Below are 21,090 nucleotides of genomic sequence, written 5' to 3'. Positions count from 1 at the left end.
AGGGTCAAGTGCCGCATCCGGCAGTTCGATAGTAGTTCCAAGGGTGTGACTTAAAGCGCGCCGCATGCGTTGCAGCGGCTGGAACGAATATGATTGCGTCGCGAGGGACAGTCGTATCGGTGCGAGGTGCAGTCGTCGATGTCGATTTCGGCGGCGAAGCACTGCCGCCCATCAACTCGGCCCTCGCGGTGGAGTGGGACAGGCCCGAGCCCCTGGTCCTCGAGGTGCATAGCCATCTCGACCCCATGACGGTCCGCAGCATCGCGCTTCAGGCCACCGCAGGTCTCGCGCGCAGTACGCCCGTACGCGTCACCGGCGCCCCTATTTCAGTGCCGGTCGGAGATGCGATTCTCGGGCGTCTTCTCGACGTGCTGGGAACGGCCCGAGATGGCGGTCCCGAACTGTTATCGGACATTCCACGCCGCAGCATTCACCACCCGCCGCCAGCGCTCGAGGATGGGACGTCGACTAGCGCTGTCTTCGAGACAGGCATCAAGGTGATTGACCTTCTCGCGCCTCTCGCCCAGGGCGGCAAAGCCGCCATGTTCGGCGGGGCCGGCGTCGGCAAGACCGTGCTGGTGATGGAGCTGATCCATGCCATGGTCGAAAACTACAACGGAATCTCGGTGTTCGCCGGCGTTGGAGAGCGCTCCCGCGAAGGCCATGAGCTGTTGACCGACATGCAGAAGTCGGGGGTTCTTGCCCGCACCGTGCTCGTTTACGGCCAGATGAACGAGCCGCCCGGCGCGCGCTGGCGCGTGCCGCTGACGGCGCTGACGATTGCGGAGCACTTTCGCGACCAGAAGCACCAGAACGTGCTGCTTCTGATGGACAACGTCTTCCGCTTCGTTCAGGCCGGAAGCGAATTGTCGAGCCTGCTTGGACGCCTTCCGTCGCGGGTTGGCTACCAGCCCACGTTGGCAACCGAGGTGGCATCCTTGCAGGAGCGGATCGCCTCGGTCGCAGGCGCATCCGTGACCGCCATCCAGGCAGTTTACGTACCTGCCGACGACTTTACGGATCCGGCGGTGACGGCCATATCCAGTCATACCGATAGCATCATCATGCTGTCGCGCACGCTGGCAGCGCAGGGATTTTATCCCGCGATCGATCCGCTTGCCTCGTCCTCGGTCTTGCTCGATCCCCTCGTGGTCGGCGAAGAGCATTATCGCGTCGCGGAGCGCGCACGTGAGACGCTGGCTCGCTTCAAGGACCTGCAAGATATCATTGCGCTGCTCGGGGTCGAGGAACTTGGCGCCAATGACAAGCTGATCGTCAAGCGAGCCCGCCGCCTGCAGAGGTTCCTGAGCCAGCCGTTCATGGTGACGGAAGCCTTCACCGGCACGCCCGGCCGCAGTGTCCGGCGAGCCGACACCCTGGCTGGCTGCCGCGCGATCCTGGATGGCGAGACGGACGAGTGGGCAGAGGGTTCGCTCTACATGGTCGGTACCCTGGATGAAGCTCGCGAGAAGGAAGCCACGTCCACCGGGAAAGGGCGTGCATCATGAAGCTGAGCATCGTCACGCCGCTGTCGATAGTCATAGACGAGGATGGAGTGCTTGCCGTCCGCGCAGAAGATGCGACCGGGAGCTTCGGGATATTGCCGCGACACGCGGATTTCGTCACTAGCCTCGCGATATCTGTCGTGAGCTGGCAAAGCCGCAACGGCACGCGCCACTACTGCGCGGTGCGTCGCGGCGTCCTCTCGGTCGGCGGCGGTGATGAGGTCGTCATCGCCACGCGCGAGGCTGTGCCGGGGGACGATCTCACCATCCTGGACAAGACGGTGCTCGCCCGTTTTCATGCCGATCTCGAGAGCGAGCGGACCGAAAACGTCGAGAGCACCCGGCTGCGTCTCAACGCGATCCGCCAGATGATGCATCATCTGCGGCCCGGGCACCGGGGCGGCGTGGGGATGTTCTCATGAGCGGGTCGGAGAAATCATCGACGCCGAAATTCGCCGGTTCAGACCAGGAAGATCCGCTGGTGAAGGGCGCCCGCATTCGCGGGGAGCGCCACCGGCGCAAGCTGCGGGAAGGAGATCCGTCAGTCGCACGAAGGCTTGCCCAGATCGGTGTGCTTGGCTGGATCATCGTCGTCCCCATGCTGATCGGAATCTACCTGGGACACTGGATGGATCACGCATTCTATACGGGGGTCTTCTGGACCGCGCCGTTGCTGCTGATCGGGCTGGCCGTCGGTTGCTGGTCCGCATGGAGATGGATGAATAGCGCATGAGCATCTCCCTCGTTGAAATCCTGCCGACCGGGATCCAGGTCTTGGCGATATCCGGCGATCTGGCCGCTGGGATCGTGCTGGGCCTCATGTATTTCGGCAGCCTGCGGTGGACCGTCAGCCAGTTCACCGGAGGCGGCGGGGCCGTGAGGACCATTGCGCTGATGGTCCTTCGTTTCGTCATTCTTGGTGCCGTGTTGACACTGGCGAGCCTGGCGGGGCCCTTGCATCTGCTGGCGGTGACGCTGGGGGTGTTTATCGGCCGTTCTCTCATCCATCGCAGCACACGGGAGGTGACATGACCTCGCCACTCAGCAGCAATGCGCTGTTTTATCTCGGGCCCGTGCCTGTCACCGCAGCCGTGGTGACGACCTGGGCGATCATGGCCGGATTAACGCTCGGCGGCATCCTCCTGACGCGCAGCCTGTCGCAAAAACCATCTGCGATACAAGCGGCCATCGAGCTGATTGTCGAGGCGGTCGATGGCCAGATCAGGGATACGATGGGCGTAGAGCCATCCCCCTACCGTGCTTTCATCGGTACGCTCTTCCTGTTCATCTTCGTCGCCAACTGGTCCTCGCTCGTGCCAGGAGTTGAGCCGCCTACGGCTCAGATTGAAACCGACGCAGCGCTTGCGCTTGTCGTCTTCATTGCCGTGATCTGGTACGGCATCCGTGCCGGGGGAGTGCGCGGCTATCTCGCCACGTTCGCATCTCCGAACCCGATCATGATCCCGCTCAATTTCCTCGAGAGCCTCACACGGACGTTCTCGCTCGTGGTCCGCCTGTTCGGAAATGTGATGAGCGGCGTGTTCGTGGTCGGCATCGTTCTTTCTGTGGCCGGCCTGCTCGTACCGATCCCCCTCATGGCGCTTGATCTGCTCACGGGAGCGGTCCAGGCGTACATTTTTGCGATCCTTGCGATGGTTTTCATCGCCGGAGCAGTGACCGAGGGGAACAAAGAAACGAAAACTTCCGGCGTAGGGGCGCAGTCATGAACTGGTTATCCATTGTGAGCATCGTATCGGCAGCCGTTGCCGTGTCATTTGGCGCCATCGGCCCGGCGCTGGCTGAAGGCCGCGCCGTCGCGGCCGCCATGGATGCGATCGCGCGGCAGCCGGAAGCCGCGAACACCATTTCGCGTACCCTGTTCGTCGGCCTCGCGATGATCGAGACCATGGCGATCTACTGCCTCGTGATCGCGCTGCTGCTGTTGTTCGCAAACCCGCTGCTGAAGTGATGCCATGACCATCGAATGGTGGACGGTCGGGCTTCAGGCCGTCAATGTCACGATCCTGGTGTGGTTGCTCGCCCGCTTCTTTTGGCGTCCGGTCGCGGGCATGATCGAAGAGCGTCGCGTCGCATCTGTTCAAGTGCTGGCAGAGGCCGAGGCCAAGCGGACCGAGGCGAACAGCGCGCTCGTGGACATCGAGCGCATCAGGTCCGGATTCGACAGGGAACGCGAAGCGATCATTGCTGCAGCTCACGAGGCGGCGGAGCAGGAGCGCAAGGCGCTTCTCGCCTCGGCTGCCAGGGAGGTGGCGACGCTGGAAGCATCCGCAAAGATGAGCATCGAAAAGGAGCAGCACGCGGCCGAGCAGGCCTGGGTGGAGCGAGCGAGCCTACTGGCCGTCGAAATCGCGAGGCGGCTTGTCGCTCGCCTGAATGGGCCGGCCGCCGGTGCGGCGTTCCTGGATGTGCTGCTCCGGGAAATACGGGCGTTGCCCGAGCCGGCTCGGAAGGCCATGGCAGCAGACGGGGTGGTGCTGGAGGCAGTCAGCGCGACGCCAGTCCAGCCGGAGGAGCAGCAACGCCAGCGGCAGCTGATCGCCGAGGCGTTCGAAGCCCGGCCCGAGATCACCTTCAAGGAGGATCCCGGACTGATCGCCGGTCTGGAGCTGCACGGTCCACACCTTGTCATCAAGAACAGTTGGCGCGCCGACCTCGCCAAGATCCTTGCGGACCTTTCGGATGACAGCAACCGACATTGACAGGCTCGCCGACGATTGGCTCAAGCGCGCCAGCATCAGAGTTGGTGCGACCGGACTTGGGCCCGAGACGGAGCAGATCGGGCGGGTGGAGGAGGTCGGCGATGGCATCGCGCTGGTCTCGGGACTGCCTGCGGTTCGCCAGGACGAATTGCTGCGGTTCGAAAAGGGACAGTTCGGTTTCGCGCAGGTCCTCGAACGAGACCGCATCGGGTGTGTGCTGTTTGATGCCGTGAATGCCGTCGAGGCGGGCGATCGCGTGCGCGGTACCGGTGACGTCGTCCGCGTGCCGGTAGGACCGGCGCTTCTCGGCCGCATCGTCGATCCGCTAGGTCGGCCACTGGATGGCAAGGGACCGGTGGTCACGGATAGGCTCGAGCCCATAGAGCGCCCGGCGCCCAGCATCATTGACCGGGATCTCGTAACGCAGCCCGTGCAGACCGGCATCATGGTGGTGGATACCCTGTTCGCGCTGGGCCGCGGACAACGCGAGCTCATCATCGGCGATCGATCGACGGGCAAGACGACGATCGCTGTCGATGCGATCATCAATCAGAAGGCCAGCGACCTGGTCTGCGTCTATGTCGCGGTCGGCCAGAAGAGCTCAAGCATCCGCCGGGCGATCGACGCGATAACGACCTTTGGCGCCATGGAGCGCTGCATTATCGTCGTTGCCGGGTCGGCAAGCTCACCGGGATTGCAGTGGATCGCGCCGTTCGCCGCGTTCACGATGGCGGAAGATTTTCGCGATCGCGGCCAGCATGCCCTGATTGTGGTCGATGATCTGACGAAGCACGCGGCCAGCCATCGCGAGATCGCTCTGCTCACTCGCCAGTCGCCAGGGCGCGAGGCATATCCAGGCGACATCTTCTATGTCCACGCGCGGCTACTCGAAAGGGCGGCCAAGCTGTCAAAGGAGAAGGGCGGAGGTTCCCTGACGGCCCTGCCGATCGCGGAAACCGACGCCGGTAACCTCAGCGCGTACATTCCGACCAATCTTATTTCGATCACGGATGGTCAGATCGTACTCGACGCCAGGCTCTTCCATGAAGGGCAGAAGCCGGCGGTCGAGGTAGGCACCAGCGTCAGCCGGGTCGGAGGCAAGACGCAGGCGCTGGCGCTTCGCGAGGCTGCCGAGATGGTGCGCCTCGACTATGCTCAGTTTCTCGAGCTGGAGATGTTCACCCGCTTTGGCGGCATGCCCGACCAGCGCGTCCGCAACCAGCTGACACGGGGTGCGCGGATCCGCGCGATGCTCGGCCAGCCCCAACATGCGCCGCTGCAGCTCGCCGAGGAGGTGGCGCTGCTGCGGGCGTTGCAGTCGGGGCTGATGGACCAGCTTCCGCTCGCCGGCGTTACGGCCTTCCGCGTGGGGCTCCTTGAGGCAATCGAACGCGGCGCGCCGGACGTCGTCCGGCTGATCGAGGAGACCGGCACGCTCACTGATGCGCGGAAGCAGGCGCTCGATAAGGTGCTTCAGCAATATGTCCGCACGCTTGTAGACGCGACGGCAGCGCCGAACGAGGGGAAGCTGCCATGACCGAGCGTCTGGCCGACATAAGCGCCCGTATCGGCGGCATCCGCCAGCTCGGGGCCGTGGTGAATGCGATGCGCGGCATTGCCGCGGCGCGGGCGCAGCAGGCCCGCGTTCAGCTTGCGGCCGTGGACAGCTATTCCGCCACCATCGCTCTGGCCATTGGACAGGTGCTTGATCTGGTCTCTTCCGCCCATCTCGGGACCGATCAGCCGGCGACGGGGAGAGCTCTGGTCTTGTTTTGTGCCGAGCAGGGCTTCGCCGGTGCCTTCAGCGAAAGGGTGCTTGACGCTGTTGGCGGGGAACTCGACGATGCCGAGCTGTTCGTGGTCGGAACGCGAGGGCGAGCCATCATGACGGAACGAGGGATGACCATCGACTGGAGCGCGCCAATGCCGGTGCATTCGCTCGGCATACCCAAGCTCGCGGATCGCATCACGGAAGCGCTTTTGCTGCGGGTCGCTTCAGGCGAGATCGGTCGGCTTGAGGCCGTCTTCAGTGAATGGCGACCGGGCCGGGGCATCCACATCGAACGCCGTCGCCTGTTTCCGCTTGATCTGCCGGGCTTGTCCGCCCCGACAAGTCGAAGGCAGCCTTTACTGAACATGGCGCCTGAGGCACTTCTGATCGAGCTGACTGCGGAGTACCTGCACGCGCAGCTTTGTCATACGACCTTGCATGCATTCGCAGCCGAGAACGAGGCCCGCATGGAAGCAATGGCTGCAGCAAGGACCCAGGTTGAGCATCAGCTCGCCACGTTGCAGGCGACGGAGCGAATTGTGCGTCAGGCGGAGATTACGGCAGAGATCATCGAGCTCGCGGCGGGCGAGACGGCGAGCCGAGCGGGGGAAACTCGCGGATTTCGATGATAATGTCGTTCGAAAGGAGCACTACGATGAAGATACGTTCAGAGTCGATGACGCGCCGGACGGTGTTGTGCCTGGTCGGTCCGGTTCTGTTGGAGACGCTGGCCATAGCGCGTGCGGACGAGCCCGTTGTCACGGTTCACAAGGACCCAAACTGTGGGTGCTGCACGAGTTGGGTCGGGCATTTGAAGGGGGCCGGCTTTACCGTAAGGGTCGAGGAGACGCCTGATCTCGATCTTGTGCGGACCCGTCTTGGCGTTCCGGTAGACCTGGTCGCCTGCCATACCGCGGAAGTGAGCGGCTACGTCATCGAGGGACACGTGCCGGCGCTGGCGATCCGTCGTCTGCTATCCGAGCGTCCCAAGGCGAGGGGACTTGCCGTTCCGGGGATGCCCGTCGGGTCGCCCGGAATGGAAGGCGGAAAGCCGCAGCCATACACGGTCGTCCTGTTCGGGCCGGAGGGATCGCGGTCCTTCATGCGCTTCAACGGCACCCGGCCGATCGAGGGATAGCGCGCGAAACATATTGAGACGGCAGCTGGCGAAGACGAGCAGATGAAGTGGAGCGTGGCGACACCGCCGCCGTTGGTCGAGCGCGATCTGCGGATCGATCTCTTTCGCGGGCTTTCATTGTGGTGGATCTTCATCGATCACATCCCGGAAAGCTATCTGAACCACTTCACACCGAAGAACTTCGGGTTCAGCGACGCCGCAGAGATACTTGTATTTTTGTCGGGGCTCGCATCCGGCATCGTATATGGTGATATCGCGCGACGATCCGGCTTGACCATTGCTTGCCTGCGCATCTTGCGGCGCTCACTCGAGATCTATGTCGCCTACATCGTGACGCTGGTATTCCTGCTGGGCGAAGTCTCCCACTTGGCGGCCTATCAGACCAGCATGCTGGACCACGCCAACCTCGCGATCCTGCTGGAGAGGCCGGCCGACACGTTGTTCCAGGCGACGCTGCTGCGATATTCGCCCGTGAACCTGGACCCCTTACTCTTGATGGTCATCCTTCATTTCGCCCTGCTCGCCATCTTGCCCGCGGTGATGCGCGCGTGGCCCTTGGCGTTGATCGGGTCGATCGCTCTGTACCTGCTTTCTCACAGGTTTGACTGGTACGTTGACGCCTACCCAACAGGACAGATCTACTTCAACCCCCTGAACTGGCAGTTGCTGTTCGTGATCGGCATTTGTTGGGGAGCCAAGCGCGGCTGTTGGCAGTTTGCCGTTCTCAGGTCCAAGACCTTAGCTACGTTGTCCGCAGCCTATCTCATATTTTCACTCGTGATCACGTTGGGCTGGCAGGTGCATTCGATCTAGGCGTATGTGCCGGAATGGCTTTCGCGCCTGATCTATCCGGTTGACAAGAACAATCTCGATATCTTGCGCTTGATGCACTTCGCGGCGCTCGCGCTGCTCTGCTGGCGTTTCCTGCCAAGCAATCTCGCGATCTTCAGGACGCGGGCGCTCCGCCCGCTTGTGCAATGCGGTGAATATGCGCTGGTGATCTACTGCGTCGGTGTGCTGCTGTCCTTTGCAGGCCACGGCGTTCTGAGCCTGGGCTGGAATGGCCTGGTGTCGCAGACGCTGGTGACCCTCGCGGGCTTGGTCATCATGAGCGCTGTCGCGGCACTGCTTACGGGAATGAATCGAGCCGCACCAGCGGTTCATCCGCGGCCGCTATAGCGACGGCAGCAAGGTAATTTGTAATTTGCGAACCACGTTCCTGGCGCTCCTTAGCGGAGCGTTGTGGCTCGCATGGTCGGGGCCATAGGCAGCGCGGCGGCCCTTTCGGACCGTCCGCCTCCGATACGGACGAAAAGCGGTTACTGCTTCTTCTCACCCATGTGATGAGGTTCGGCCCTGGGACCGCCGGTGTAGTGATGGCCGCCGGTCGAAGCGGCGCCCGTTGTCCCCGTCGATTCTTTCTTTCCCATGTGATGGGGGACTTCAGTCTTCGGCCCGCCAGAGTAGTGGTGGCCGTTTTTTTCCTTCGTCGAATCGGAGCTGGTCTGCGCCAGCGCCGGAGTGGCTGCAAACGCGACTGCAATTGCGGCGGCGAAAATCTTCTTGGTGATCATGTCCGTCTCTCCTGGTTGAGATATTATTCTTCTAGGGGAACAAGCGGCTTTCATATTGAGGCAAATCAACTTTTCGGATGAGCCGAGTTGTTCGAGGTGCACAAAATGTATGCGAAGTCTCGCGAGCAAAGGTTGCGAGCTCGGCTGAAAATCACGTCGGCAGTGCAGCGCCCTCGACATGCGCGGTGAGGTAGACGCGCCGCGGCTACGAAGCGCCCGCGGGTTCGGTCGTGCCCAGCAGGCTGACGATCAGGACGATCGCGCTGCCAAGGCTCAGTTCTGCGACCATGTTGATGAGGAGCCTGCGGAGGCCGCCTTTCGAGCCCGCTGAGGCTGAGCGCAACAGCGTGGGGACTACGAAGAATCGATTGAGCCCGGCAAAGCCCAGCATGGCCGCAAAGAGAACGAGCTTGAGCAGGAGCAGCCGGCCGTAAGCTGTCGCGACCAGATTGGTTAACGAGCCCACAAGGAACCAGGAATTGACCAGACCCGATACGACCAAGATCGCAACGGCCGTGTAGCCCATCGTTGAAAAGCGATATGCCGCTTCGCACGCTTGGCCGGTCGGCCCATTCCCGTAGAGAGACGCGAAGGTCAGGCGAAGCAAGCCGACGAGGCCGCCAAGCCAGGCGCCTGCGGCGAGAAGGTGAAGAGCGTCCGAGAAGGTGTGTGCCGCGCGGGCTTGGCCGTCCTCCACTTGCGTATGGCCGACGGCTGCCAGACTGCCCAACAGAATTGCGCAGACGGCGACGAGAACAAGATCGAGCTTCTTCGTATGGAGTTCAAAGCGCAGCGCTAGGATCGCCACAGCCGCCAGGCTCGCCCCGAGCCGCAGCAGAGAGACGGTGCCAAAGGAGGTTTCCGTGACGAAGAATCGAGCTGTATCCCAGCTCATTCCTTCGTCGGTCATGCTGGCCGCGACGCCGATGAACCATGCAATGCCGCTGACGAGGACGAGGAGCGAAACCGAGCGCGAAATGGCCGGCGCGCGGAGGCCCGCGCGACCGGCAACTGGCGGATAAGCGTAGAGGGGAAACAGCACCAGACCGAACAGGACAAGAGACGCCCCGTAGTGCACAAAGCGGACGAGGACGAGACCTGTATCCACCGCTAGTTGCCGATGGTGAAGGTGTATTCCCCCTTGACGCGATGGGTGTCCTCAGACACCGCGTGCCACATCACCCGGTACTTGCCCGCAGTCAGCGGCGCTTCAAGGGGGACCACGAGCTGCTTCTTGTCCTTGGCGTCGGTCGTCGCGGTTCCCGTTGCGATCGGCTTGCCACTCTCATCCTGCAACTCCAGGCCGGAGAACTTGGCAATGACGCCTTCCGAGAAGTTCAGGCGAATCTCTTTGGTTGCGGTCGCTGCGCGCTCCGTGCCATCGGCCGCCGGCACGGAGGACGTGAGTTTAGGATGGGCCATCGCTGCGGTTGCAGCAAGGACAAGCCCGAGGCTCGCGCCGATGGTCAGCAGTTTAGCGCGCATGACTTGCTCTCCTCGCGATTGAAGTTGCTGTTTGCCTGCTTACCATCCATAGCCCCGATAGCTTGGGTAGTAATAGCGCGGCCTGGAGTAGCTGTAGTCTCCGCGATCCTCATGATAGCCCTGGTGCATGTCTCGGAGAGCACGGTGGTAGGCGCGATGCTCGGCGCGGCTCTCAAAGCCGTACTCATGGGCGCGTTCATGAGCCTCACCGAGTTGGTCATGGAGTGCGCCATGCCCGTTGTCCCAATCGTCGTGGGCAAGCGCCGGGAGCGTGGGCAGCACGGTAAAGGCAAATGCGGCGGCTAGAATTGCACTCTTCAGCTTCATGACAAGTCTCCCGATCCTGAGAGGCTGACGCTTTCGACAAGCGGAGCCTGCACCGGGAAGAATAGGCAGCGCCCTTGAATGAGAGCTGAACCAATTCTGGCGGGAAAGGGACGGTAAAGGGTTCTTTTCCGCGGAGAACGGCCGCAATCTGCCAGACGCATCGGATGGAAAAAATTCTGGGGAATTTAACGTCCGCCCGAGCAATTGATATTGCCTGCAAGATCCTGAATCTCGTGGATCAGCAGCGGCGCAATATCGATCGCGTTCGTCTCGTGGTGGATGCTGTTGCAGGTGATCACACGAGCGCCGGCCTTCGCCAGCAGGGCGTCGGAGCTGTCTGCAAAGATGCCGTGAACGGCAATGCAGTGTGGAATACCGCTGGTACGGGCGGCAATCAACTTCGTCGCCTCGATCATCGTACGGCCGCTCGATATAATGTCATCGACGAGTACCGGCGTCCGCCCGCCGAGATCGTGAGGATTGCGGATTGTTATCTCGACGTCGCGATCGCCGCGCCTTAGCTTTTGAAGAACCGTATAGGGCGCGCCGGCGTCGCTGGCGACCGCTGAGACCCACTGCTCGCTCTCGCTGTCAGGTCCGATGATCAGCGGATCAGGTATGTTCAACCGGATCCATTCTGAAATCAAAGGGGCTGCGTGCACGACCTTGGTCGGAATGGAATAGATCTCGGAAAGGGAGCTGTAGCGGTGCAAGTGAGGATCAACCGTAACCAACCAATCGAAGGACTCCGACACCAGTTTTGCGAATTGACGTGACGTAACGGCCTCGCCCGGGTTGAAGCGGCGGTCCTGTCGCATATAGGCGAGATAGGGGGCAACCAAGCCGATCCTCTTGGCACCCAATTCGCGGGCGGTCGCCGCAAGAAACAGCAGCGGCAAGATCTTATTGTCGGGTCGATCCAGGGTACATACGACTACGACCTGCTTCCCGTTAACGTCACTATCGAGACGCAAATAGGTTTCTTCGTCGGGAAATTTGCGCTGCTCGACGCGCCCAATCTGCGCTCCGAGCGTCGCTGCGACCAATCTGGCTATCGCCTCGTTGCCGGGCTGAGGAAGAAGCAGGATGTTCATGAGGGGGGCGCCACCATGATGATGTCGCGGTTCGCCTGGGCATAGTCGAAAGCATAGGCTAGTTCGCCCGGCGCGTTTGCGTGCACCGTGCACAGCGCTTGCCCCCGCTCGACGAGATCGCCAATCCTAACGTGAAGATCGGCGCCGGCGGCCTTGTCGTCGGGAGCCCCCGCCAGTTTGGCCAGGCGCGCGATCCGTCTGCTGTCAATGGAGTGGACCCGTCCTGATCGTTCGGCCAGCAAGGGGCGCTGCAGGCGAGAGGTTGGTGGGGTCCGCATGCCGCCTTGGGCCTCGCAGATGCGCTGGAATTTTGCCCAGGCGCGGCCGCTGTCCAGGGTCTTGGCGGCTACAGCCTCGCCTTGGTTCTGGGGTGCCGCATTCCCTAGCTCGAGCAGGGCGCCTGCCAATGCGATCGCCTTCTGTCGGAGATCGGTCGGCGCATTCGCATCGCACTTGAGAACGGCGAGTACGTCGCGAGCTTCGAGAGCGGGACCAATGCCTCTTCCGATGGGCTGGGATCCGTCGGTCGTAAGAACCTTGGTCTTCAGGCCAAAGCTGTCGCCGACGCTGCTCAATCCGGCTGCCAACGCCTCGGCGGCTTCGGCACTGCGCACCTTTGCTGTGGGCCCGACTGGAAGATCAATGATGAGATGCGTTGATCCGGCAGCAATCTTCTTGGACAGGATCGAGGCAATCATCTGTCCTTCGCTGTCGAGGTCGATCGCCCGTTCCACCCGAATAAGAATGTCATCGGCCGGGCTGAGATTGACGGCGCCACCCCAGACGATGCAGCCCCCCTCACGCTCGACGACGCGCCTGATCTCCGCCGTCTCCAGCTGGACCGGCGCCATGGTCTCCATGGTGTCTGCCGTTCCCGCCGGCGATGTGATGGCGCGTGAGGACGTCTTGGGCATCACGACCCCACAGGCAGCAACGATGGCGACCACGATAGGCGTGGTGCGATTGCCAGGAAGTCCGCCGACACTGTGCTTGTCCGCAATGACGCCCGCGGGCCACGTCATACGGTCTCCGGCCTCGACCATGGCATGGGTGAGGGCGAGGACCTCGTTCTGGTCAAGCGGTCGGGCCGCGCAGGCCGTGAGGAACGAGGACAGGTGAATATCCGAATATTGGCCATCAACGATATCGCCGATGATGGCATGGAATGCGGATTCCCCGAGCGGGTTACCGTAGATCAGACTGCGGACGTGACTGAGCGAATCGAGCGGCTTCGGATGGCTCACCGTTACGCTTTCACCCTCCGTAAGTTCGAGGCGTTTCCATGCAGGTTCCGAAAGCACCGCCTCGTCATGTGCAATCAGGTCTCCACTGACCTGGTACAAGGTCGCGATAATTTGCGCGCTCCGGCTGCGTAGCAGTACGCGTGCTTGCGCGGTGAAGCCTTCGGAACGACAGACCTGACACTCCTTGTGCATGAAGACGACGGCCTCATACTGCGTGTCAATGCCGAGCCGCCGCGCGCGAATGTTGTGCGGAGCGGCGCCTTCTGATGCCGACTGGGTTGTGGTCATTCGAGCTCCACCTTCTGGCCGTGCTCCGGCACGACGCATCGCCAGCCGAGTTCTTCCGTGATCCGGACTCGCAGAGCGTCGGAGGCGGCTGGCTCGCCGTGCGTGATGAAGGTTGTCTTGGGAGGGGTCTTGAAGCCGCGCAGCCAGCGGAGAATTTCGCCGGCATCCGCGTGGCCGGAGAGCATGTCGAGATTTCTGACCTCGGCTCGCACCGGGATATAGTTGCCATGGATCTTGATGCTGTCAGCCCCGGCGACCATCGCCGCACCTCTCGTTCCCCCCGCCTGGAAGCCGGCAAAGAGAATGGTGTTCTTTGGATCTGGTGCGTAGCGCTTCAAGTGATGCAACACCCGGCCGCCGGTCGCCATGCCACTTGCCGAGATAATGACCTTCGGCATCGGGTTTTCCATCAGCGCCTTCGATTCATCGACGCTCCGAACATAATGCGCCACAGCGCAGGCTCGGCGACAAACGGCCGGCGGCAGCCTGTGATCTGCGACGTCCCGGCAAAATATTTCGCTGGCGTCTTGCGCCATAGGACTGTCGAGAAAGACCGGGACGTTAATGAGTCGTCCGCTCTCCTTCAGCCGCTCAAGATAGTAGAGCAGACTTTGAGTCCGACCGACGGCGAAGGCAGGGATGATAACGGTGCCGCCACGATGCGTGGTGTTGCCGATCGCGTCCAGAAGCGCCTGTTCCGGCTCGAGCTTCGGATGTCGGCGATTGCCGTAAGTTGACTCCACGACCAGGTAGTCGGCCCGGTCAATCTCGACTGGGTCTACCATAGTGGCATCGTCGTAACGGCCAAGATCGCCTGAGAACACGATTCTCCGGCCGGCCCATTCGACTTGAACCGATGCTGCTCCAAGGATGTGGCCGGCGCGGCGTAGATGGATCGTGGCGCCGCCGCTTAGGCTATTGTCTTGATCGAACGGTAGCGGCCGTAGAATTTTGAGGGCGTTGCGCGCATCCTGTTCGGTGTAGAGCGGAAGAGCTGGTTTGTGCTTGGAAAAGCCATGGCGGTTGGCGAACTCGGCATCCTTCTCCTGCAGATGCCCGGAATCCGGCAACAGTAGCCCGCACAAATCCGCAGTCGCGCGCGAACAGAACACGTGCCCGGGGAAATCGCGCTTCGTCAAAAGTGGCAGGGCGCCGGAATGGTCGAGATGCGCATGGGTCAGAACAACGGTTTCGATCCGGTGTGGGTTAAACGGGAGGGGAGCCCAGTTGCGCAGTCGAAGCTCTTTGAAACCTTGAAATAGCCCGCAGTCGACCAGGATTGTCGATCCTTCGTTCTCGACGAGATATTTCGAACCGGTAACCGTTCCTGCCGCGCCCAGGAAGGATAGATGAATGGCCATTGTCAGCGCCCCATCGGAGGGCCGACTGTGAAATGATGGCCCGTCGAACAAGTAGGCCCGCTTTCAGAGCAGAAATTGACCTGTATCAACCGCCAGACAGCGGAAATCGGCACTCTCAAGCCAGCCATTGACCAGTTGAGCAAGTGTCTGCTCCCGCAGAGGCGGGTTGATGGCGACCATTCGGGACGAAGGGAGCAGGTCGGCCGCGGCCTGGCAACCGGTGACCTTACTCGCCGAACGAGAACGATCGAGGTTCGCTGCAGAGCATGATATCCGGCCGGTGACAGCCGGCGAACCCTCTGCGATACGGGTGCATTCTAAGGCCCCCGAGTCAGTCGCGCCCAGTGTTGCTGTGCAGCAGATGGGACCGGACGGGTGGTCAATGCCAACCGACTACGTCGCCTATGCCCGCGACGTTTGGGAGCGGTCGATCCTGTTTTGGGATACGCTCCGCCAGCGCGCCGACAATATGATCGCGCATGAACGGGCTGGGAAGCCGCCCCTGCTCGATTTCGATTACGAGCTCATTCTCGACGCGCGCCGCTTCGAGCGACCGGTCAACTACGCACTGCTGCGCATCACCCGGTACGGCGACAAGTGCCTGGAGGATTGCCTCGATCCGGCCAAGCCGCCAGTGATCATCGTCGATCCGCGCGCGGGACACGGGCCCGGCATTGGCGGGTTCAAGCGCGAGTCCGAAGTCGGGATCGCAATGCACGAGGGCTATCCGGTCTATTTCGTCGTGTTCTTTCCCGAACCGGCGCCGGGCCAGACGATGGCTGATGTGCTCCACACACTCCGCCAGTTCGTGGAAGACGTTGCCAAACGCCACGAGGGCAAGCCGCCGGTTCTCTACGGCAATTGCCAAGCGGGTTGGGCGATCGCAATTCTCGCCGCTGATTGCCACGGCCTCGCCGGTCCGGCCGTTCTCAATGGGTCGCCCCTGTCATATTGGGCTGGAGAGTCCGGGGTGAATCCGGCACGAGTGTCCGGTGGTCTCTTGGGTGGAGCCTGGCTTACCCACCTGACATCGGACCTCGGCGACGGCCGGTTCGATGGCGCCTGGCTGGCGCAGAATTTCGAAAACCTCAAACCGGAGGGAGTCTGGGAGAAGTACGCCAATTTGTTCTCGCGCATGGACCGAGAGCGCGAGCGGTTTCTCGAATTTGAGCGCTGGTGGAACGGCTTTTACTTCCTCAGCCGCGAAGAGATGCTGGCGATCGTCGAAAACCTGTTCATTGGAAATCACCTCGAGCAGGGCAAAATGAGGATCTGCCCGCACTGCTTCGTCGATCTGCGTCGCGTTCATAACCCGCTCGTGATCTTCGCGTCTGATGGCGACAACATCACGCCGCCGCATCAGGCGCTCGGCTGGATCCCAACTGTCTACGCCGGCACCGACGATCTCAAGCAGGCCGGGCAGCGCATCGTCTATCTCATCAATCCCCATATCGGGCATCTCGGAATCTTTGTATCGGCCAGCGTCGCGCGTCTGGAGCACCGCGCGATCCTTGAGAGCTTGAAGAGGATTGAAGCTCTCGCGCCGGGCCTCTACGAAATGAAGATCGACAACCCGACCGGCGACCCGGATTGCGGGCATGACGCCTATTCGGTGCGCTTCGAGGAGCGCCGTGTCGAGGATCTCACGTTCCCAGAGAACCGTCGTGCGTTCCGCCGCGTCGCCGAAGTCTCGACCCGGCTCGATGCTCTGTACTCGGCAACACTCGGAAAATGGATCGAGGCCACCGCGACGCCGTTGTCCGCCCAGTGGCTGGAGTGGCTGCATCCGATGCGCGTCAGCCGCTATGCATTTGCGACCGACTTCAATCCCTGGCTGCGTTTATGGGCGCCAATCGCGGCCTCAATCGCGCGAGACCGTCATGGGGTGCCCGAGAGTAATTCGCTCAAAGCTCGCGAGATCGAAACACTCGACGCGGTGCGCGATCTCATTGCGCGGGGCCGCGAGCTCCGCGATCAGGGTTATGAATTCTGGTTCGAAGCCCTTTACGGACGAGCCGTTACCGGCGAGCCCGCACCGATCAGTCCGCCGTCTCCAACGATTTCTGAACCCGCACGTGGGAGGACAGCATGAGCGCAGTCGTTACGGACATTCGCGCGCGCCGCCCGGATGCCACGACACAGCAGCCAGTCCAGAGGGAGCACATCGAGCTCCGCATCGGCGGTATGACCTGTGCACATTGTCCGCCGGCAATCGAGAAAGCTGCTGCCGCGATTCCCGGTGTCATCTCGGCAAGTGTCAATCCGAGCACCAAGGTTGCAAGGATCGACTACGATTCGGCACGAACGAAGATTACAGACATTCTGCAAGCCATTCGATCCGTCGGCCATACGGTTGGAACCGCCACCATGCGCGTGCCGATCAAGAACATGCATTGCGGGTCGTGCCTGATGCGGATCGAGCTTGGGCTGCAGATGGTGCCGGGTGTTGTCTCCGCCCGTGCAAGTCTCGAAACCAACGCCGCGGATATCGAGTATCAGCCGGAAAAGATTGACTTCCCGGCCGTCCGGAAAGCGATTGAATCAGCCGGCTATCACGTCGCCGAGCCAAAGGTCGAACCCAACGCGGAGGTGCTTGACCCTGCCGAGGCCGCCAACGAGCAGGAATATCGCACATTGATGCGGAAATTCTGGTTCGCAGCCGCAATCTCGATTCCTGTCATGGCGCTGAGCTACCCGGACCTGGTGCCGGGCTTGCGCGACTGGATGCCGATGGGAAGCGACACGCGCCGCATCGTCTGGAGCCTTTTAGGCGTTTTGAGCCTTCCGGTCATGGTGTGGGCTGGCTCGCAGTTCTTCACCGGCATGTGGGATGCTCTGAAGCACCGGGCTGCCAACATGCACACGCTGATTGCGATCGGCATCAGTGCCGCGTTTGCCTACTCGGTGGTCACCGTCGCGTGGCCGCAGATTTTTCCAAAGATGGCTCTCGCCGAAGTATTTTGGGACGTGACCGATGTCGTAATTGCACTTGTGGTGCTTGGTTTGGCGCTTGAGATCAAGGCAAAGGGCCGGACTTCACAGGCCATCAAGAAGCTAATCGGGCTGCAGGCCAAGACGGCGCGAGTTGTCCGTGAAGGTTCGGAACACGACATTCCAGTGGAGGAGGTCGTTGTCGATGATCTCGTCGTTGTCCGGCCCGGTGAAAAGATCGCGGTCGACGGCAAAGTCATGGCAGGGTCGAGCGCGGTTGACGAGTCCATGATTACCGGCGAATCGATACCCGTCGAGAAGCAGGTCGACGACGAGGTCATCGGCGGCACGCTGAACAAGACCGGAAGCTTCAAATTCAAGGCGACCAAGGTCGGCAAAGACACGGCGCTCGCGACCATCATCCGCATGGTTAAGGATGCGCAGGGTTCGAAGGCTCCGATCCAGCGCGTGGTGGATACGGTCTCGGCCTATTTCGTCCCGTCCGTGATGATCTTGGCAATCGTTGCTTTTGTAGCCTGGTACAATTTTGGGCCGGAGCCGCGAGCCGTCTATGCGACGATCGTGTTCGTAACAACCCTCATCATAGCTTGCCCATGCGCGCTCGGGCTCGCCACCCCGACCTCGCTCACGGTTGGCATTGGCAAAGGTGCTGAGAATGGCATTCTGATCCGCTCTGGCGATGCCTTGCAGGCTTCTGAGAAGCTCGACGCTATTATTCTCGATAAGACAGGCACGATTACCAGGGGCGAGCCGGCGCTGACCGACGTTGTCGTGACTGCGGGCAACAGCGAGATAGACGTTTTGCGCCTTACGGCTTCGCTAGAACGAGGCTCCGAGCACCCACTCGGCGAGGCAATCGTCAAGGGCGCGGAGGCGCGCAGCCTGAAACTATCGGAGACCGAAGGATTTGCTGCCATTGCCGGCCATGGAGTGAGCGGCCGCATCGACGGGCGGGAAGTGCTGTTCGGCAACGCCAAGCTGATGCGCGACCGTGGGATTGCGATCAACATGCTGCAACAGGACTGGGAACGCCTCGCCGAAGAGGGCAAGACACCCATGTACGTAGGTGTCGACAGCAAAGCGGCCGGTCTGGTCGCCGTCGCGGACACGGTCAAGCCCGACTCGAAAGCCGCCATCGACACGTTGAAGGCGCTTGGTATCGAAGTGGTCATGCTCACCGGTGACAACGAGCGCACCGGCCGAGCGATCGCACGTCAGGTTGGCATCGAACGGGTGCTCGCCGAGGTGCTGCCCAATGACAAGGCGCACGAGGTCCAGAAACTGCAGCTCGAAGGCAAGTCTGTCGGAATGGTGGGCGATGGTGTCAACGATGCCCCAGCGCTGGCTCAGGCTGACGTTGGGTTCGCGATCGGCACCGGCACGGATGTTGCCATTGAGGCGAGCGACGTCACGCTGATCAAAGGCAGTCTCGTGGGAGTGGTGACAGCGATCGAGATCAGTCGGGCCACCATGCGCAACGTGCGCCAAAATCTCGTTGGCGCGTTCGGCTACAATTCGCTCGGCATTCCCGTGGCGATGGGCGTGCTCTACCCATTCATCGGCCTCTTGCTGTCGCCATTGATCGCCGCTGCGGCCATGGCGTTCAGCTCGGTAACCGTGGTCACCAATGCCAACCGACTTCGCCTGTTTGAACCTCGGAGGACGGCGTCATGACCCCTGATCGTTGGATGGTGACGGCCACGGGGCTCGCGCTGATCTGTTTCATTGTTTGGTTCTTCTGGCTCAAGCGTTCAACCGGCTTCCGCGCAAGCGAGACGAGTGGCGGTTACCAGGAAGCGATGATCTTGGTAAAGGGTGGGTACACTCCTGACACCATCATCGTTCAGAGCGGCCGGCCCGTCCGGTTGAATTTCCGGCGGGAAGAGACGGCGTCCTGTTCGGATAAGGTCGTCTTCGCCGATTTCCAGAAGAGCGCGGAGCTGCCGACAGGACAGACTGTAGCGGTCGAATTGATGCCGAAATCCCCTGGCGAGTTTGGCTTCGGGTGCCCAATGGGAATGTTCCGGGGCAAGCTCATCGTAGAATAGCTCAGTCTTCAATCGAACGCTCCCGGAGGCGGTACCTCGTTCTTGATCTGGGTCAACACCACCATTGGTGCTCGATCTATTCTGGGCTTTAATCACCTAGGGAGTGGCCAATGTCGGCGCAGGACCATTTTGGTCATCACGACCGTGCCGGGCAGGGCATGTCCACGAAATCCAAGGCCGGCCTTGTGCTGGTAGGATTTCTGATCATTGCCGGCGCACTGCTGTTTACCGAGCACAGGGCCCACGTGCTCGGGCTTCTCGTTTGGCTCCCGCTGCTCGCGTGTCCACTGATGCACATGTTCATGCACGGAGGCCACGGGCATCACGGAAGTCGCGATCAATCTGACATGCAGAGGGGGCCATCATGAACGACGCTGCGCCCGCTTACGGCTTGTGGAGCCTCGTCATCGTCAACTCCGCGGTTTTTATCTTTTTTGCCTACACCTTCTTCAAGCCACAGACCCTCAGGGATTGGCGATCGTTTTCGGCCTTCAGCGCGTTTCTGGTGGCGCTCTTTGCGGAGATGTACGGATTTCCGCTGACCATCTACTTCCTGTCGGGCTGGCTGCAGTCGCGCTTCCCCGATGTCGACTGGTTCTCGCACGACGCCGGCCATCTCCTGGAAATGATGTTCGGTTGGAAGGCCAATCCGCATGCGGGTCCCTTCCACATCCTGAGCTTCGTCTTCATAGGCGGCGGCTTCATCCTGATTTCTTCCGGATGGAAAGTCCTCTATGACGCGCAGCAGAGGCGGAGCCTGGCAACCACGGGAGCCTATGGCTACGTGCGCCACCCGCAATACGTCGGGTTTATCCTCGTGATGTTCGGTTTCCTGCTGCAGTGGCCAACGATCCTGACGCTCGCGATGTTTCCGGTGCTGACAGTCATGTATGTGCGGCTGGCCCGAAGTGAGGAGAGGGATGCCCGAGCCGAGTTTGGGACAGCCTACGACAAATATGCCGCAGATGTGCCTGGCTTCATCCCGAAGCTAAGTCGACTTCTTGGCGGGGAACCCACCGGAGGGTACCGCCATGGCTAGTTGGCGGGCCGTTATCGCTCTCCTCCTCGGTGCACTCTGTTTGATCCCCGCGACGAGCAGCCTCGCCGCTGCTGCTGAAAATGACCTGTGGAAGACTACCGGAGGCGTGAGTGTTTATTTGGGTGTGGTACCTGCCGAAATCGTCAAAGGTCTTCATCCGACCAGCGCCACTGAACGGCCGATGCACGGCCGAATTCCCAAGGGAGCACATGAGTATCACCTCGTGGCTGCCGTGTTCGATGCGGCGAGTGGCGCACGGGTCTCTGATGCCGTCGTGACTGCGGAGGTGTTCGGCCTCGGATTGTCGGCTAGCAGGAAGAAACTCGAGCCGATGCAGATCGCGGGTACGACGACCTATGGCGGTTTCGTCGACCTACCCGGATATGATCTCTACACAGTGAAATTGACGGTCGAACGCGGCGGAGCCAGTCCGTCCGTTCTGCAATTCAGATACGATCACCGGCGTTAGCCGAACGAGCCCGATTGCAGGGCGGAAGCGCTCCCACGAGCACGACAGGGGCCGTCAGCTTCACGATCGAAAGTC

23 protein-coding genes and 1 pseudogene are annotated in these 21,090 nt (G+C 61.5%); 17 read left to right on the top strand and 7 right to left on the bottom strand.

The annotated features are described in order from the left end of the window. Window positions 1-89 precede the first annotated feature (89 nt). The 11 genes and pseudogenes from atpD (at window position 90) to A3AS_RS0108315 (ending at window position 8,313) form a co-directional block, all read left to right on the top strand. Window positions 90-1,508, top strand: coding sequence for a F0F1 ATP synthase subunit beta (gene atpD / locus A3AS_RS0108365; protein ID WP_049814822.1), 1,419 nt, complete (start codon window positions 90-92; stop codon window positions 1,506-1,508). Then, a complete protein-coding gene (locus A3AS_RS0108360; RefSeq protein ID WP_026201794.1) occupies window positions 1,505-1,927 on the top strand; it encodes a F0F1 ATP synthase subunit epsilon in 423 nt (140 codons plus the stop codon). The genes atpD and A3AS_RS0108360 overlap by 4 nt, the downstream gene beginning before the upstream one ends. After that, the gene (locus A3AS_RS0108355; protein WP_018317143.1) at window positions 1,924-2,238 is read left to right on the top strand and encodes an AtpZ/AtpI family protein; all 315 of its coding nucleotides are present in this window, start codon (window positions 1,924-1,926) and stop codon (window positions 2,236-2,238) included. The genes A3AS_RS0108360 and A3AS_RS0108355 overlap by 4 nt, the downstream gene beginning before the upstream one ends. Next, window positions 2,235-2,537 (top strand): ATP synthase subunit I, encoded by a 303-nt coding sequence (locus A3AS_RS0108350; protein ID WP_018317142.1) that lies wholly within the window; start codon window positions 2,235-2,237, stop codon window positions 2,535-2,537. Before A3AS_RS0108355 ends, A3AS_RS0108350 begins: the two co-directional genes overlap by 4 nt. Further along, window positions 2,534-3,232 carry a F0F1 ATP synthase subunit A gene (locus A3AS_RS0108345; RefSeq protein ID WP_018317141.1) on the top strand — a complete coding sequence of 233 codons (699 nt, stop codon included), beginning with the start codon at window positions 2,534-2,536 and terminating at the stop codon, window positions 3,230-3,232. Before A3AS_RS0108350 ends, A3AS_RS0108345 begins: the two co-directional genes overlap by 4 nt. Beyond that, complete coding sequence (locus tag A3AS_RS0108340) at window positions 3,229-3,474, top strand: F0F1 ATP synthase subunit C (RefSeq protein ID WP_018317140.1); 246 nt, start codon at window positions 3,229-3,231, stop codon at window positions 3,472-3,474. Before A3AS_RS0108345 ends, A3AS_RS0108340 begins: the two co-directional genes overlap by 4 nt. 4 nt (window positions 3,475-3,478) lie before the next feature. Beyond that, window positions 3,479-4,225, top strand: a complete 747-nt coding sequence (locus tag A3AS_RS0108335) for an ATP synthase F0 subunit B (protein ID WP_018317139.1) — start codon at window positions 3,479-3,481, stop codon at window positions 4,223-4,225. Then, window positions 4,206-5,762, top strand: a complete 1,557-nt coding sequence (locus A3AS_RS0108330) for a F0F1 ATP synthase subunit alpha (RefSeq protein WP_018317138.1) — start codon at window positions 4,206-4,208, stop codon at window positions 5,760-5,762. Before A3AS_RS0108335 ends, A3AS_RS0108330 begins: the two co-directional genes overlap by 20 nt. Continuing rightward, the gene (locus A3AS_RS0108325; RefSeq protein WP_018317137.1) at window positions 5,759-6,625 is read left to right on the top strand and encodes a F0F1 ATP synthase subunit gamma; all 867 of its coding nucleotides are present in this window, start codon (window positions 5,759-5,761) and stop codon (window positions 6,623-6,625) included. Before A3AS_RS0108330 ends, A3AS_RS0108325 begins: the two co-directional genes overlap by 4 nt. Window positions 6,626-6,651: 26 nt before the next feature. Continuing rightward, entirely contained in the window at window positions 6,652-7,134 is a 483-nt protein-coding gene (locus A3AS_RS0108320; RefSeq protein WP_157644233.1) for a DUF411 domain-containing protein, read from the top strand. Between the two features lie 42 nt (window positions 7,135-7,176). Beyond that, window positions 7,177-8,313 (top strand): annotated as a pseudogene (locus tag A3AS_RS0108315) (OpgC domain-containing protein). Window positions 8,314-8,453: 140 nt separating this feature from the next. On the opposite strand, the gene A3AS_RS0108310 reads toward A3AS_RS0108315, so the two are convergent. The 7 genes from A3AS_RS0108310 to A3AS_RS0108280 all read right to left on the bottom strand — a co-directional run bounded on the left by A3AS_RS0108310 (window position 8,454) and on the right by A3AS_RS0108280 (window position 14,507). Continuing rightward, window positions 8,454-8,708 (bottom strand): hypothetical protein, encoded by a 255-nt coding sequence (locus tag A3AS_RS0108310; RefSeq protein ID WP_018317135.1) that lies wholly within the window; start codon window positions 8,706-8,708, stop codon window positions 8,454-8,456. A gap of 205 nt (window positions 8,709-8,913) precedes the next feature. Beyond that, window positions 8,914-9,816, bottom strand: a complete 903-nt coding sequence (gene copD, locus A3AS_RS0108305; RefSeq protein ID WP_018317134.1) for a copper homeostasis membrane protein CopD — start codon at window positions 9,814-9,816, stop codon at window positions 8,914-8,916. A 2-nt stretch (window positions 9,817-9,818) separates the two neighbouring features. Continuing rightward, window positions 9,819-10,193 (bottom strand): copper homeostasis periplasmic binding protein CopC, encoded by a 375-nt coding sequence (gene copC / locus A3AS_RS0108300; protein WP_018317133.1) that lies wholly within the window; start codon window positions 10,191-10,193, stop codon window positions 9,819-9,821. Window positions 10,194-10,232: 39 nt separating this feature from the next. Further along, on the bottom strand, window positions 10,233-10,520 hold the full coding sequence (locus A3AS_RS47085; RefSeq protein WP_157644232.1) for a hypothetical protein: 288 nt from the start codon (window positions 10,518-10,520) through the stop codon (window positions 10,233-10,235). Between the two features lie 185 nt (window positions 10,521-10,705). Then, window positions 10,706-11,614, bottom strand: coding sequence for a ribose-phosphate pyrophosphokinase (locus tag A3AS_RS0108290; RefSeq protein ID WP_018317131.1), 909 nt, complete (start codon window positions 11,612-11,614; stop codon window positions 10,706-10,708). Then, window positions 11,611-13,146 (bottom strand): thymidine phosphorylase family protein, encoded by a 1,536-nt coding sequence (locus tag A3AS_RS0108285; RefSeq protein ID WP_018317130.1) that lies wholly within the window; start codon window positions 13,144-13,146, stop codon window positions 11,611-11,613. Before A3AS_RS0108285 ends, A3AS_RS0108290 begins: the two co-directional genes overlap by 4 nt. Then, entirely contained in the window at window positions 13,143-14,507 is a 1,365-nt protein-coding gene (locus A3AS_RS0108280; RefSeq protein ID WP_018317129.1) for an MBL fold metallo-hydrolase RNA specificity domain-containing protein, read from the bottom strand. The genes A3AS_RS0108285 and A3AS_RS0108280 overlap by 4 nt, the downstream gene beginning before the upstream one ends. Window positions 14,508-14,889: 382 nt before the next feature. Between A3AS_RS0108280 and A3AS_RS0108275 the strand changes: the two genes are divergently transcribed. From A3AS_RS0108275 to A3AS_RS0108250, 6 genes are all read left to right on the top strand, one after another. Then, window positions 14,890-16,599: a DUF3141 domain-containing protein gene (locus A3AS_RS0108275; RefSeq protein WP_018317128.1), complete on the top strand. Its 1,710-nt coding sequence runs from the start codon at window positions 14,890-14,892 to the stop codon at window positions 16,597-16,599. Next, window positions 16,596-19,133: a heavy metal translocating P-type ATPase gene (locus tag A3AS_RS0108270; RefSeq protein WP_018317127.1), complete on the top strand. Its 2,538-nt coding sequence runs from the start codon at window positions 16,596-16,598 to the stop codon at window positions 19,131-19,133. The genes A3AS_RS0108275 and A3AS_RS0108270 overlap by 4 nt, the downstream gene beginning before the upstream one ends. Beyond that, window positions 19,130-19,507: a cupredoxin domain-containing protein gene (locus tag A3AS_RS0108265; RefSeq protein ID WP_026201790.1), complete on the top strand. Its 378-nt coding sequence runs from the start codon at window positions 19,130-19,132 to the stop codon at window positions 19,505-19,507. The genes A3AS_RS0108270 and A3AS_RS0108265 overlap by 4 nt, the downstream gene beginning before the upstream one ends. Before the next feature lie 110 nt (window positions 19,508-19,617). Next, the gene (locus A3AS_RS0108260; RefSeq protein ID WP_018317125.1) at window positions 19,618-19,875 is read left to right on the top strand and encodes a DUF2933 domain-containing protein; all 258 of its coding nucleotides are present in this window, start codon (window positions 19,618-19,620) and stop codon (window positions 19,873-19,875) included. After that, window positions 19,872-20,546, top strand: a complete 675-nt coding sequence (locus tag A3AS_RS0108255) for an isoprenylcysteine carboxylmethyltransferase family protein (protein WP_018317124.1) — start codon at window positions 19,872-19,874, stop codon at window positions 20,544-20,546. The genes A3AS_RS0108260 and A3AS_RS0108255 overlap by 4 nt, the downstream gene beginning before the upstream one ends. Continuing rightward, window positions 20,539-21,015, top strand: a complete 477-nt coding sequence (locus tag A3AS_RS0108250) for a hypothetical protein (protein WP_018317123.1) — start codon at window positions 20,539-20,541, stop codon at window positions 21,013-21,015. The genes A3AS_RS0108255 and A3AS_RS0108250 overlap by 8 nt, the downstream gene beginning before the upstream one ends. Window positions 21,016-21,090: the final 75 nt, after the last annotated feature.

The organism is Bradyrhizobium sp. WSM2793 (assembly GCF_000379585.1).
Classification (GTDB): Bacteria; Pseudomonadota; Alphaproteobacteria; order Rhizobiales; family Xanthobacteraceae; genus Bradyrhizobium.
Note: the sequence above shows the minus strand (reverse complement) of the source record. Positions and strands in the feature narration are given on the sequence as shown.